The sequence below is a fragment of the Blautia wexlerae DSM 19850 genome (assembly GCF_025148125.1).
Classification (GTDB): Bacteria; Bacillota; Clostridia; order Lachnospirales; family Lachnospiraceae; genus Blautia_A; species Blautia_A wexlerae.
Genome location: NZ_CP102267.1, coordinates 1,477,979 through 1,492,915, shown reverse-complemented (window position 1 = coordinate 1,492,915; position 14,937 = coordinate 1,477,979). Strand labels below are relative to the sequence as shown.

General features: G+C 43.3%; 7 protein-coding genes. 2 read left to right on the top strand and 5 right to left on the bottom strand.

Annotated features, from left to right (window positions below; translation table 11 throughout):
• Positions 1-217: 217 nt before the first annotated feature.
• The 5 genes from NQ550_RS06855 to purF form a co-directional block, all read right to left on the bottom strand.
• Positions 218-1,702 carry a glutamate synthase subunit beta gene (locus tag NQ550_RS06855; protein WP_025579452.1) on the bottom strand — a complete coding sequence of 495 codons (1,485 nt, stop codon included), beginning with the start codon at positions 1,700-1,702 and terminating at the stop codon, positions 218-220.
• A gap of 121 nt (positions 1,703-1,823) precedes the next feature.
• On the bottom strand, positions 1,824-6,377 hold the full coding sequence (gltB, locus tag NQ550_RS06850; protein WP_025579451.1) for a glutamate synthase large subunit: 4,554 nt from the start codon (positions 6,375-6,377) through the stop codon (positions 1,824-1,826).
• A 16-nt stretch (positions 6,378-6,393) separates the two neighbouring features.
• Complete coding sequence (locus NQ550_RS06845) at positions 6,394-8,019, bottom strand: CTP synthase (protein ID WP_025579449.1); 1,626 nt, start codon at positions 8,017-8,019, stop codon at positions 6,394-6,396.
• 373 nt (positions 8,020-8,392) lie between these two features.
• A complete protein-coding gene (locus NQ550_RS06840; RefSeq protein WP_020993699.1) occupies positions 8,393-8,620 on the bottom strand; it encodes an HPr family phosphocarrier protein in 228 nt (75 codons plus the stop codon).
• A 269-nt stretch (positions 8,621-8,889) separates the two neighbouring features.
• Entirely contained in the window at positions 8,890-10,311 is a 1,422-nt protein-coding gene (gene purF / locus NQ550_RS06835) for an amidophosphoribosyltransferase (RefSeq protein WP_025579447.1), read from the bottom strand.
• A gap of 416 nt (positions 10,312-10,727) precedes the next feature.
• On the opposite strand from purF, the gene NQ550_RS06830 reads away from it, so the two are divergent.
• The gene (locus NQ550_RS06830; RefSeq protein ID WP_025579446.1) at positions 10,728-12,827 is read left to right on the top strand and encodes a glutamine synthetase III family protein; all 2,100 of its coding nucleotides are present in this window, start codon (positions 10,728-10,730) and stop codon (positions 12,825-12,827) included.
• Positions 12,828-13,125: 298 nt separating this feature from the next.
• Positions 13,126-14,838 carry an ammonium transporter gene (locus NQ550_RS06825; protein ID WP_025579445.1) on the top strand — a complete coding sequence of 571 codons (1,713 nt, stop codon included), beginning with the start codon at positions 13,126-13,128 and terminating at the stop codon, positions 14,836-14,838.
• Positions 14,839-14,937 lie beyond the last annotated feature (99 nt).

The following is a 14,937-nucleotide window of genomic DNA, read 5'->3' as shown; positions in this document are numbered from 1 at the left end:
CTTATACAACCGTTATCAATTTGTTATCAAAAGACTTTTAAAAATGCTGCAAACCCGTATAAACGCTGGGTTTACTAAGTATTTTTGTTTATTCAAACTAAACTACAATTATTGTAATACCCGAAACACCCGAAAATCATTTCAAAAAACAAAGGTGCTACTTCCTGACGTCTTTTTCCGTCAGACAATAGCACCTTTCTCATATTTTATCTTATTTTTACAGATAGGAATATCCCATCAGTGATTCATCCACTGCTTTCGCAGCTTCTCTGCCTTCACGTATTGCCCATACTACCAGGGACTGGCCTCTGTGCATGTCTCCTGCTGTGAAGACTTTGTCTACGGAGGTCTGATACTGCTCTGGTTTTGTATCTACATTGGTTCTTCCATTGATGGCTACCTTAAATGCGTCTGTTACATATTTCTCACTGCCAAGGAATCCGGCTGCGATAAGGACTACATCTACAGGGATGACTTCTTCGCTTCCTTCTACAGGAACCATCATCATACGTCCTGTCTTTGGATCTTTTTCACTCTTTAATTTTGTGAGCTTTGCCTGGCAGACATTTCCGTTTTTATCTTTGATAAATTCTGTAACCGTAGTCTGGTATACTCGTGGATCATGTCCGAATACTGCGATAGCTTCTTCCTGGCCATAGTCTGTTTTGAGGACTCTCGGCCACTGCGGCCATGGGTTGGATGGTGTTCTTTCCACTGGCGGCTTGGGCATCATCTCTAACTGGATCACAGATTTGGCACCCAGACGGATAGATGTTCCTACGCAGTCATTTCCTGTATCACCGCCACCGATGACCAGAACATTTTTGCCTTTTGCAAGTTCATATGGAACTTTGGCAAAGTCAGAATCCAGAAGAGCTTTTGTTACCTGTCCCAGAAAATCTACTGCGAAGTAGATTCCTTTTGCATCACGTCCCGGAACTTTAATGTCTCGTGGATTGGATGCTCCGCAGGCAAGGATGACGCGGTCGAACTGTTTCAGAAGTTCTTCTGCTTTGATGTCCTTTCCTACGTTTACATTTGTAACAAATTTCACTCCCTCTTCTTCCATAAGATGGATTCTTCTGTCAACAACAGCTTTGTCCAACTTCATGTTAGGAATACCGTAACGGAGAAGTCCGCCTACACGGTCTTTTCTTTCAAATACAGTTACACTGTGGCCTCGTCTGTTTAACTGTTGGGCTGCTGCCAGTCCGGACGGACCGCTTCCAATGACTGCAATAGACTTGCCTGTACGTACTTCCGGAATCTGCGGGGTTACCCATCCGTTCTCATAGGCTGTCTCAATGATCGCACGTTCGTTTTCTTTGGTGGATACCGGTTCTCCGTTTATATTACAGGTGCAGGCTGCTTCGCAGAGTGCAGGGCAGACACGTGAAGTAAATTCCGGGAAGCTATGTGTCTTGCTCAGTCTTAAGAATGCCTGTTTCCAGTTGCCTGTATAAACCAGATCGTTTGTCTCAGGTACAAGGTTGTGCAGAGGGCAGCCGGATGCCATACCGCCGATCATCATACCTGACTGGCAGAATGGGACACCGCATGCCATGCAGCGTGCGCCCTGAAGTTTCTGTTTCTCTTTATTTAATGGGGTCCTGAATTCTTTGAAGTTTGCGATGCGGACCTTTGGCGGCAGAACTTTTGCCGTCTCTCTCTCATATTCTAAAAATCCTGTTGGTTTGCCCATGATTTCCTCCTCTTCGCCGCACTTGCTGCGGCAATAATGGTATGGCCCACGCCACCTTTTTATTTATTCTAAAAGATGACGGGGCAACATTGATAAGTTCACACGATATATTCAATTATTATCAATGTTTAGCGCCAATACTTTCATAGAACGCTTCCATCTGTGCCTGCTGACTGTTCAGACCTTTTTCTTCCAGTTTTGCACTTAAAGTGATCATCTTCTTGTACTCATTCGGAATGAGTTTCTTAAAGTGCGGCAGATAATAATCAAAGTCAGCCAGAACTTTCGCACCGAGTTTGGAACCTGTTGCTTCTACATGAGCTTCAATCAGGTCGCGAAGTTCTTTTTTGTCATATTTGTTTTCCACTTTTTCGATGGAAATCATGGCTTTGTTCAGATTCTTGTAAAGAACATTATCCACATCCAGTACATATGCGATACCGCCGCTCATACCTGCTGCAAAGTTCTTGCCAGTCTTACCAAGTACGACTACGCGGCCACCTGTCATATATTCACAGCCGTGCTCTCCTACACCTTCTACAACTGCGGATGCACCGGAGTTACGGACTGCGAAACGCTCACCTGCAACACCATTGATAAATGCAGTACCACTGGTTGCACCGTAGAGGGCAACATTACCTACAATAATATTCTCTTCTGCTTTGTATGCAGCTTTCTCCGGAACCCTCAGGATCAGTTTACCACCGGAAAGTCCTTTTCCGAAGTAGTCATTACTGTCACCGGTCAGTTCCAGTGTAAGTCCTTTGGGGATAAATGCACCGAAGCTCTGTCCGCCGGCACCGTTGCAGTGTACAGTGATGGTGTCATCTGCAAGTCCGTTTTTATTCTTTCTGGTAATCTCTGCACCAAGGATGGTTCCGAATGTACGGTCAATGTTTGTCAGATTTACAGAAAGCTCTGTTTTCTGACCTTTATTGATTGCATTTGCACATTTCTTAACCAGAACTTTTTCATCCATGGTTTTTTCCAGTTCGAAATTATATACAGCCTTCGGGTCAAAGGTAACTTTCTGATCTTTGCCTGCAAATGGATTGTTCAGGATTGCACTTAAATCTACTTTACCCTGATGTGGTTCCGCTACATTGTCTGTCTGAACCAGAAGATCTGTACGTCCAACCATTTCGCTGACTGTACGGAATCCCAGTTTAGACATATACTCTCTTAATTCCTGTGCGATAAAGCGCATGAAATTCTCTACATATTCCGGTTTTCCTTTAAATCTCTTGCGGAGTTCCGGATTCTGTGTTGCCACACCTACCGGGCAGGTATCCAGGTTACATACACGCATCATTACACAGCCCATGGTTACAAGAGGAGCTGTTGCGAAACCGAATTCCTCTGCACCCATCAATGCTGCGATTGCAACGTCACGGCCACTCATAAGCTTACCGTCAGTCTCAATGCGTACACGATTTCTCAGACCATTTTTGAGCAGTGTCTGATGCGTTTCTGCAAGTCCCAGTTCCCATGGAAGTCCTGCATTGTGGATAGAACTTCTTGGAGCTGCACCTGTACCTCCGTCATAACCGGAGATCAGAATTGTCTGCGCACCTGCTTTGGCAACACCTGCTGCAACTGTGCCCACGCCTGCTTCAGATACCAGTTTAACAGAAATATCTGCATATTTATTTGCATTCTTAAGGTCATAGATTAACTGTGCCAGGTCCTCGATAGAATAGATATCGTGGTGCGGTGGCGGGGAGATCAGGCTGACACCCGGTGTAGAATGACGGGTTTTGGCAATCCATGGATATACCTTCTTTGCAGGAAGATGTCCGCCTTCACCAGGTTTTGCACCCTGTGCCATCTTGATCTGGATTTCTCTTGCAGATACAAGATAACGGCTGGTTACACCGAAACGTCCGCTGGCAACCTGTTTGATTGCGGAGCATCTGTCATCGCTGCTTCCTGCAGAATCCAGTCTCTCGTCACTTTCACCGCCCTCACCTGTATTGGATTTTCCATGGAGGTGGTTCATGGCGATTGCCAGTGTCTCATGTGCTTCCTGTGAAATGGAACCATAGGACATGGCACCTGTCTTAAATCGTTTTACGATATCATCTACACTTTCTACTTCTTCAAGCGGAACCGGTGTCTCGGCAAACTTAAAGTCCAGAAGACCTCTTAAGTTTCCGTGGTTTTCTTTATCTACCAGATCTGTGTACTGTTTGAACAGATCGTAGCTTCCTGTCCATGTGGACTGCTGCAGAAGATGGATAGTCTGAGGATTGTAACGATGTTCCTCTCCCTGGCTTCTCATCTTGTGTGCGCCTACGCTGTCCAGAGTCAGGTCTGTAGGAAGTCCTAATGGGTCAAATGCTTCTGAGTGAAGTTTCTCTACATTCTCTTCGATGTCTTCCAGTGTGATTCCGCCCACACGGCTGACTGTACCTGTAAAGTATTTCTCGATCACATCAGAAGAGATACCAATTGCCTCAAAAATCTGAGATCCCTGATAGGACTGAATGGTGGAAATACCCATCTTGGAAGCAATCTTTACAATTCCGCTGATAACTGCATGGTTGTAATCATCTACTGCTGCATAGTAATCTTTGTCCAGCATATGGCTGTCGATCAGCTCATGGATTGTCTCAAGGGCAAGGTATGGGTTGATAGCGCTTGCACCATAACCAAGTAAAGTTGCGAAATGATGTACTTCTCTCGGTTCTCCGGATTCCAGAATGATGGCAAGAGAGGTACTCTTCTTTGTTTTTACAAGGTGCTGATGAACTGCGGATACTGCCAGAAGTGACGGAATCGGCATATGGTTTTCATCTACTCCTCTGTCTGAAAGAACAAGGATATTTGCACCCTCACGGAATGCTTTATCTACTTCTACGAAAAGACGGTCAATGGCTCTCTCAAGCTTGGTGCTCTTATAATATAAGGTAGAAACAACTGCTGTCTTGAAGCCCTCATGTTTGAAGCTCTTGATCTTCATCATGTCTGTATTTGTCAAAATCGGGTTATTAATCTTTAATACCTGACAGTTTTCCGGTTTCTGCTCCAGCAGGTTTCCGTCTTTACCTACATAAACACTTGTGCTGGTAACGATTTCCTCACGGATCGCATCGATCGGAGGGTTGGTAACCTGTGCAAAGAGCTGTTTAAAGTAGTCAAATAATGGTCTGTTCTGTTTGGAAAATACTGCAAGCGGGGTATCCACACCCATGGCACCGATGCTCTCTGCTCCGTTTAACGCCATGTTTCTGATGGAAGTGCGGTACTGCTCATAAGTATAGCCGAATGCTTTCTGCAGACGTGCTCTCTGCTCAGGTGTGTATTCTTCCGGTCTTTCGTTAGGAATCTTGATGTCTTTTAACTGTACCAGATGACTGTCCAGCCATTCACCGTATGGCTGCATTTTTGCATAACCCTCTTTCAGTTCATTGTCATCAATTACTTTTCCCTTTACAGTATCTACAAGAAGCATTTTTCCAGGATGGAGACGCTCTTTTAATACGATTTTCTCTTCCGGAATTGGCAGAACACCCACTTCTGAGGAAAGGATCATGTAACCATCGGAAGTAATATAATATCTGGATGGACGGAGACCGTTTCTGTCAAGGACAGCTCCCATCACATCACCGTCTGAGAAGAGGATAGATGCAGGTCCGTCCCATGGCTCCATCATGGTTGCATAGTACTGGTAGAAATCACGCTTTGCCTGGGAAATGGTATCATTGTTTGCCCATGGTTCAGGGATTGTGATCATCACTGCAAGGGGCAGTTCCATGCCGCTCATTACCAGGAATTCCAGTGTATTGTCAAGCATTGCAGAGTCGGAACCATTTCTGTTTACAACAGGGAGCACTTTATGAAGCTGTCCCTCCAGATATGGGGATTCCATGTTTTCTTCTCTTGCAAGCATCTTATCTGCGTTGCCGCGGATGGTGTTGATCTCACCGTTGTGTACCATGAAACGGTTAGGATGTGCTCTCTCCCAGCTTGGGTTTGTGTTGGTACTGAAACGGGAGTGTACCATAGCGATAGCAGATTCATAATCCGGGCTCTGGAGGTCTTCGAAGAAAGTACGAAGCTGTCCAACCAGGAACATACCTTTGTAAACGATGGTACGGCTGCTCATGGATACTACGTAAGTGTTGTCATTACTCTGTTCAAACTCACGTCTTGCAATATAGAGCATACGATCAAACGGAAGTCCCTTCTCTACATCTTCCGGTTTCTTGATAAATGCCTGCATAATACATGGCATACATTCTCTTGCTTTGTGGCCAAGTACCTCCGGAAATACCGGAACCTGACGCCATCCGAGAAGTTTCAGACCTTCTTTCTCAAGAATGATCTCAAACATCTTCTTTGCCTGTGCGCGTTTGATCTCGTGCTGCGGGAAGAAAAACTGTGCGATGCCATATTCTCTCTCATCGCCAATCTCAAATCCCTCTTTCTTACAGGCTTTCTTGAAAAATTTATGGGAAATCTGGAGAAGGATACCTACACCGTCACCAGTTTTGCCTTCTGCATCCTTACCTGCGCGGTGTTCCAGATGTTCTACGATCTTTAATGCATTTGCAACAGTATCGTGGGTTTTCTTGCCTTTGATATTGACAACTGCTCCGATACCACAGTTGTCATGCTCAAATTCAGACCGGTACAGACCTTGCTGTTGCTGCTGTTCTCTCACTTCTTTCATAATCTCCTCATCCTTTCTATTTCTGCTGCTGTTCTTCGCTTATTTTCTTATCGACGGCCGCCTGGATGAATCCTCTGAATAAAGGATGTGCATGGTTCGGGCGGGATTTGAATTCCGGATGGGCCTGAGTTCCTACATAGAACGGGTGCCCTGCGATCTCGATCATCTCTACGATATGATTATCAGGGGAAGTTCCTACGATATTCATTCCCTTCTCCTGAAGTTCTTTACGGAATGCATTGTTTACTTCATAACGATGTCTGTGGCGCTCATGGATTTCTTTTTTGCCAAAGAGTTCATAGGATCTGGAATCTTCTGCAAGAATACATGGATAGCTTCCAAGTCTTAAGGTTCCACCGATATCTTCGATATCTTCCTGATCCGGCATTAATGCAATTACCGGATGCTTTGTCTCCGGATTCAATTCAATACTGTTTGCATCTTCGTATCCAAGTACATGACGGGCGAATTCTACAATTGCCATCTGCATTCCCAGACAGATTCCAAGATATGGAATCTTATGTACTCTTGCATACTGTGCTGCCAGGATCATTCCTTCTGTACCTCTGTTTCCGAAACCACCCGGAACCAGAATACCATCTACATTGTGAAGCTGCTGATCCAGATTCTTCTCTGTCAGTTCTTCGGAATCGATCCAGTCAAGCTCTACCTTGGCTCTGCAGGAAATTCCGCCATGTTTCAGTGCCTCTACTACACTGAGATATGCATCATGAAGCTGTGTATATTTTCCTACAATTGCGATCTTTACTGTTTTATTCGGATTTCTCAGACTTTCTACCATTTCCTCCCAGTCACTTAAATCCGGTTTTCTGTTTTCCAGACGGAGACTTGAAAGAACTACATCTGCAAGCTTCTCTCTTTCCATTGCAAGAGGAGCTTCATATAAATATTCTACATCCAGGTTCTGAAGTACATGTGATACAGGTACATTGCAGAATAAAGCGATTTTTTCTTTAATGTCCTCTGTCAGCTCATGTTCACTTCTGCACACCAGTACATCCGGCTGGATTCCCATTCCCTGAAGTTCCTTTACGCTTGCCTGTGTGGGTTTGGTTTTCAGTTCTTCAGATGCTTTTAAATAAGGAATTAATGTTACGTGGATCAGGATTGCATTGTCATGTCCCACATTGAGCTGGAACTGACGGATTGCTTCCAGGAACGGTTGGCTTTCAATATCACCGACTGTTCCTCCCACCTCGATAATGGCAATCTTGTTTTCCTCCGGTGATTTGGCGCGGTAGAAACGACTCTTAATCTCATTTGTAATATGAGGAATTACCTGTACGGTACCCCCGCCGAAATCCCCGTGACGTTCTTTCTGAAGAACAGACCAGTAAACCTTACCGGTTGTCACATTGGAATTTTTATCAAGACTCTCATCAATGAATCTCTCATAATGTCCCAGATCCAGGTCTGTCTCTGTACCATCGTCTGTTACAAAAACTTCTCCGTGCTGAATCGGGTTCATGGTTCCGGGGTCGATATTGATATAAGGATCAAACTTCTGCATGGTTACCTGGTATCCTCTCGCTTTCAGAAGACGCCCCAGAGATGCAGCTGTGATTCCCTTTCCAAGACCGGAAACAACTCCTCCTGTAACAAATACGTATTTCACTGCCATTTTGATTTCCTCCTCCATCATCCTTTGTTAATAAAAAAGCGTCAGATGCAGCTATCAGAGGGCACTTGACCCATCTGGTATTCTGCATCTGACGCCTTTGTCAGATCATCATATCTTCTATAATAATATGTTCAATTGGCTTTCTTTAAAAATATGCTATACTATAAAACATTTTTTTTCGTTTGTCAATAATGAATTTCCCGTTTTTAAGCAAAAACAAATCAAATAAGTTCCTTCTGATAAACTATGAAGCAGTTATATTTTATGGAATTACTCTGAACACAGTCATAATACAGAAAAAACGAATCTGTAAAAATTCATCTTCCAGACCCGTCTTCTCTGCGATAATTATTCGGTTATAAAAATGTAAAATTTATGCAACTGCAAATTTCTTCAATGTACGATCAAATTCCCGGCTCTCCCCGTGGCAGTCTACTGTCAGTTCTCTGGTCAGATCCAGACTAAGTACACCAAGGATTGATTTGGCATCAATTAAAAATCTGTTGTAATAAACATCAATATCAAAATCACATCTGCTTGCAGCATTCACAAATTCCTGCACCTCTTCAGTTGCATTTAACTTGATTTTACTCTGTGACATCGTGATCACCCTTTCTGAAAACATTCTTTGTTTTTTTCTATCAGACGCCCATATTATGTTCCACATTTCAGAATTTGTCAAGTTTTTAAATTTATCCAATTTTCATAAAGCGCAGGGGTTCTATTGTGCATTTTGTTCGTTTATATATGTTTCCGCAGCATTGTTTTATACATTATGTATGGTTTTATTCTATATTGGTTTTACCATTATGTGAGATTGATTCCATATATCATCGACAGGTTTCTGCATTTTTTATGAATTTTTGCGACTTAACACTTCACAATATCTGCAAACTCCGCATTTCTATAATCCGGAATCTCCATCGGATAATTTCCATCGAAGCATGCCTTACATAAGGGCAGGCCGCCCGCCATTCCTTCCAGATAATCTGTCTGCATGTAGCCAAGAGAATCTGCTCCGATCATTTTACAGATTTCCTCTGTGCTGTGGCTGGCTGCAATGAGCTGATCATTTGACGGCACATCCGTTCCGAAATAGCATGGATGTAAAAATGGCGGTGAACTGATACGTACGTGCACTTCCTTTGCTCCCGCCTCTTTTAACATATGGATCAGGTTTGCAATGGTTGTTCCACGAACAATAGAATCATCCACCAGAACAATCCTCTTATCTTTTACAACAGATTCCAGCACACTCAGTTTCAGATGAACACTGGACTCACGTTCTTCCTGAGTCGGTTTGATAAATGTTCTTCCAATATAGCTGTTTTTATAGAACGCAAATGCAAACGGGATTCCTGATGCTTCGGAGTATCCCTTTGCAGCAGGGAGTCCGGACTCCGGTACACCTGTTACAAGATCTGCCTCTACAGGATAAGACTTGGCAAGAGATTTACCGCCGCGGATTCTGGCATCATAGACCTTCACCCCATCAATGGTACTGTCAAGTCTTGCAAAATATATATACTCAAACACACAATGCGCGCGTTTTGCAGCAACAGACGCAAGCTCTTTATTTGACTTCAGTCCGTCTTTTGTGATCGTAAGAATCTCACCCGGCTCAATGTCACGGATAAATTCCGCACTTACAGATGTCAGAGCACAGCTCTCAGAAGCAATAACATAAGCATTTCCTCTTTTACCGAGACACAATGGTTTCAGTCCATATGGGTCGCGGACTGCGATCAGTTTTCTCGGGCTCATAACTACCAGACCATATGCACCTTTGATCTTCTTTGCAGTCTTTAGCACTGCCTCTTCTACTGTTTTAGAATGCACACGTTCTCTTGCGATATGGAACGCAATAACCTCTGAATCTGTAGTTGTATGGAAAATCGCTCCATTCTGGATCAGTTCCCATTTCAGTTCCGGTGTATTAACCAGATTTCCGTTATGTGCAAGTGCAAGAGTTCCCTTTACATAAGACAAAACAAGGGGCTGTGCATTCTCTGCAACAGAAGCTCCTGTTGTGGAATATCTTACATGACCAATACCAATATCCCCCTCATATTTACGGACAACATCCTGTCTGAGAACTTCACTTACAAGTCCCAGATCCTTATGAAACTTCACATTTCCACGCTCTCCCTTAGTATCAGAAACTGCAAGTCCGCAGGATTCCTGTCCTCTGTGCTGCAGGGAAGTCAGTCCATAATATATGGACGGAACTACATTGCCGCCATCCAGATCATAAATTCCAAAGACGCCGCACTCTTCTTTTATTCCAGCCATCTGATTTCCTCCGATCGTATTCTCTTGTCTGACTTTAACTTTACTTTCAAAACTCGCTGACATTGTTTTCTTATGTTTGGCGGGTTCCAAAATCAAATTATAATAATAGAAACAAATTTGTCAACCTATCCTTTTTTTGTCATATCTCAAAAATTTTTTCTAAATTTTTTCAAAAAAAGTGCTTGACATCTGTTTTCATTTCGTTTATAGTACAGCACATAAAGCAAAGGCGCTTTGGAAAGATCTACAGAGATCTCATCCAGGGCGCCTTTTTCGTTTTATAAAACTTTCGTTTCATAGAAAATGTTCGATGAGGAATTTTCTATGAGACGAAAACCGCAGGCAGTCACAATGGTGATCTGCAGCGGCACTACACATATTCAGAAAATATTGCAAACCGAAAGGAGAGTACCTATATGGCACAGAATATCCCTGAACTGTACGGCAGCCTGGTCTTCAACGACAAAGTAATGAGAAGTAAACTGCCAAAAGACATGTACAAAGCATTAAAGAAAACAATCGAGAGCGGTACACACCTTGAACTTGATGTTGCCAACTCCGTTGCTGTTGCAATGAAAGAATGGGCTATCGAGAACGGCGCCACTCATTATACTCACTGGTTCCAGCCAATGACAAACGTAACTGCAGAGAAACATGACAGTTTCATTTCTCCTACAGGAGATGGTCAGGTGATCATGGATTTCTCAGGTAAAGAACTTGTAAAAGGTGAGCCGGATGCTTCCAGTTTCCCGTCAGGCGGTCTTCGTGCCACATTCGAGGCAAGAGGATATACAGCATGGGATCCGACATCACCGGCATTCATCAAAGACGGAACTCTTTACATTCCTACAGCATTCTGCTCCTACAGCGGAGAAGCTCTTGATAAAAAGACTCCTCTCCTTCGTTCCATGCAGACACTTGATAAAGAAGCTACAAACCTTCTCCATATAATAGGAAATAAAGATGTCAAACACGTAAATACAACTGTAGGTCCTGAACAGGAATACTTCCTGGTAGACAAGGAATTATACAAACAGAGAAAAGACCTTGTATTCTGCGGACGCACACTGATCGGTGCTCCTGCTCCTAAGGGCCAGGAAATGGAAGATCATTACTTCGGTGCTCTGAAACCTCGTGTCGCAGCTTATATGCATGACCTGGATGTAGAGCTCTGGAAACTTGGTATTCCTGCCAAAACAAAACATAACGAAGTTGCTCCTGCACAGCACGAGCTGGCTCCTGTATTCGATACAACAAACGTTGCGGTTGACCACAACCAGTTAACAATGGAAGTAATGAAGAAAGTTGCCGACAAGCACGGACTTGTATGCCTTCTTCACGAGAAACCATTTGAGGGAATCAACGGAAGTGGTAAACACAACAACTGGTCTATGATTACAGATACCGGTGTAAATATCCTTGATCCGGGAAAAACACCTGCTGAAAATACACAGTTCCTGATTTTCCTGACAGCTGTTATCAAAGCAGTTGATGAATACGCAGATGTACTTCGTATTTCTGTAGCAAGTGCAGGAAATGATCACCGTCTTGGTGCAAACGAGGCTCCGCCTGCTGTTGTATCCGTATTCCTCGGTGATGAACTGACAGAAGTATTAAAATCTATCGAAAATGACGAATATTTTGCAGGAAGCCGCGCAGTCCAGATGGATATCGGTGCAAAAGTACTTCCACATTTCGTAAAAGACAATACAGACAGAAACCGTACTTCACCATTCGCATTTACAGGTAACAAATTCGAATTCCGTATGCTTGGTTCCGAAGCTTCTGTTGCAAACCCGAACATTATTTTAAACACTGCTGTTGCTGAGTGTGTTCACCAGTTTGCAGAACAGTTAAAGGATGTACCGGAAGACAAGATGGAGGATGCAATCCACGAACTGATCAAGAAGACAATTATTGATCATAAACGTGTTATCTTTAACGGAAACGGTTATACAGACGAATGGATCGAAGAAGCTGAGAAACGAGGTCTCTTTAACCTGAAATCTACACCAGATGCTCTTCCTCAGTGGATCGCAGATAAAAATATTGAACTCTTTACCAAATATCATATCTTCACAAAAGAAGAAATTGAATCCCGTTATGAGATCTGGCTGGAATCCTATTCCAAGATTCTTAACATTGAGTCCAATACTATGGTTGAAATGGTACAGAAGGATTTCCTTCCATCTGTATTCGCGTATATCGACAAAGTTGCAGCTACTGCTGTTGCTAAAAAATCAGTTGTTTCAGATGTCAGCACAGCTTCTGAAGGAAAACTGATCAAAGAGCTGTCACAGCTTGCTGATGAGATTTCCACAGGTCTTGAGACCTTAAAAGCAGATACTGCCAAAGCGCTTGCTACAGAAGATCCTCTGGCTAATGCAAAAGCATACCAGACAGTTGTTCTTTCTGATATGGATGAACTCAGAAAGTCTGTAGATGCAGCAGAAACTCTGATTCCGGATGCACTGCTTCCATATCCTACATATGACAAGCTTCTGTTTTCCGTTTAATTAACAGGTAATAACAGGGGAATATCTTTATGAACTCTACTTCATAATTCATTATCGATTTCCTCATCCATTAATCACACGATATTTTGATGTTCCCCTGTTTTACATATAATTTTGATTTTAAACTGCATTGCATACAGTCATACGAAATGTCTTTTCTATTACATCAGTTATGCAATACACTATAAATATGGATTTTATATTCGCAAAAGCGCGATGAACTGGCTACATTTCCAGGCATCGCGCTTTTTGCATTTTATAAAATATGAGGAAATTTTTATGAGGGAGGAATATTATTATGGAATTTTCCGCAGTAAACACAATATGGGTGCTGGTCGGCGCCGCGCTGGTCTTCTTTATGCAGGCCGGATTCGCAATGGTAGAAACAGGCTTCACACGAGCCAAAAACGCAGGTAACATTATTATGAAAAACCTGATGGACTTCTGTATCGGAACCCCGGTCTTCTGGCTGGTCGGCTTCGGTCTGATGTTTGGTGCAGGTAATGGATTTATCGGAAAGATCGGTGGTATTGCCACAGAAGCACACTATGGTTCAGGAATGCTTCCTGACGGAGTTCCTTTCTGGGCATTCTTAATCTTCCAGACAGTATTCTGTGCAACATCCGCAACAATTGTTTCCGGTGCAATGGCAGAACGTACCAAGTTCCTTTCCTATTGCATCTACAGCCTTATGATCAGTCTTGTTGTATATCCGGTATCCGGACACTGGATCTGGGGCGGTGGATTTATCAGCCAGATGGGATTCCACGATTTCGCAGGTTCCTGTGCAGTACATATGGTAGGTGGTGTGGCAGCTCTGATCGGTGCCATCATCCTTGGACCTCGTATCGGTAAATATACAAAGGACGGCAAATCAAAGGCTATCCCGGGACACAACCTTACAGTTGGCGCTTTAGGTGTATTTATCCTCTGGTTCTGCTGGTTCGGATTTAACGGTGCTTCCACAGTAAGTATGGAAGGCGATGCAATCGTAAGTGCCGGTAAAATCTTCGTTACTACTAACCTTTCAGCAGCTGTTGCAACTGTAACTGTTATGATCATCACATGGGTACGTTACAAAAAACCGGATGTTTCCATGTCTCTGAACGGTTCTCTTGCAGGACTTGTAGCAATTACAGCAGGATGCGACACAGTTTCTCCTACATCCGCAGCAATCATCGGTATTGCTTCCGGTTTTATCGTAGTATTTGGTATTGAATTTATTGATAAGGTTCTGAAAATCGATGATCCTGTTGGTGCTGTCGGTGTTCATGGTTTAAACGGTGCTTTCGGTACCCTTGCAGTTGGTCTCTTCTCCGACGGTTCAGGCACAGACTGGAAAGGACTTCTTACAGGCGGCGGCTTCCACGGATTTGGTGTTCAGTTCACAGGTATGATCATCACAATCGCATGGGTTGTTGTTACTATGACAATTATCTTCCAGGTAATCAAACATACAATCGGACTTCGTGTTTCAGCTGAAGAAGAGATCGCAGGTCTTGACTCCAAAGAACATGGTCTTGCAAGTGCTTATGACGGTTTCGCAATGGCTGGTGTTCCGACTCCTATGGGAACTTCCATAAAAGCTCCTGTTGTCACAGCCAGACCTTCTGCTCCTGCTGAATCAGTTCCTGAACTTCCGAAAGAAGGCGTTCATAAGCTTACAAAAGTTGTTATCATCACCCGTCAGAATAAGCTTGATGAATTTATGCAGGCAATGAATGAGATCGGTGTTACAGGTATCACTATTACGAACGTTCTCGGATGCGGTGTACAGAAAGGTGCTCCATCCTACTATCGTGGTGTTGAGATGGAAATGAATCTTCTTCCTAAGGTCAAAATTGAGATTGTTGTAAGTCTCGTACCTGTACAGAAAGTTATCGAAACTGCCAAGGCAGTCCTCCATACCGGTCAGATTGGTGATGGTAAAGTATTTGTATATGACATTGAAAATGTCGTTAAGATCCGTACAGGCGAAGAAGGTTATCTCGCACTGCAGGATACAAAGTAAATTATTTATCAACAATCAGGTAATATTAATAAGAGACATCAGCGTATTGATTGCTGGTGTCTCTTATTTTAATCTTTCTTTCTAACAATTCCAATGGCG

Bases quoted from the DNA above. Each gene is read 5' to 3' on its own strand.
- purF (WP_025579447.1), bottom strand. From the start codon at position 10,311: ATGGCTGGAATAAAAGAAGAGTGCGGCGTCTTTGGAATTTATGATCTG.
- NQ550_RS06825 (WP_025579445.1), top strand. From the start codon at position 13,126: ATGGAATTTTCCGCAGTAAACACAATATGGGTGCTGGTCGGCGCCGCG.
- NQ550_RS06830 (WP_025579446.1), top strand. From the start codon at position 10,728: ATGGCACAGAATATCCCTGAACTGTACGGCAGCCTGGTCTTCAACGAC.
- NQ550_RS06840 (WP_020993699.1), bottom strand. From the start codon at position 8,620: ATGTCACAGAGTAAAATCAAGTTAAATGCAACTGAAGAGGTGCAGGAA.
- gltB (WP_025579451.1), bottom strand. From the start codon at position 6,377: ATGAAAGAAGTGAGAGAACAGCAGCAACAGCAAGGTCTGTACCGGTCT.
- NQ550_RS06855 (WP_025579452.1), bottom strand. From the start codon at position 1,702: ATGGGCAAACCAACAGGATTTTTAGAATATGAGAGAGAGACGGCAAAA.
- NQ550_RS06845 (WP_025579449.1), bottom strand. From the start codon at position 8,019: ATGGCAGTGAAATACGTATTTGTTACAGGAGGAGTTGTTTCCGGTCTT.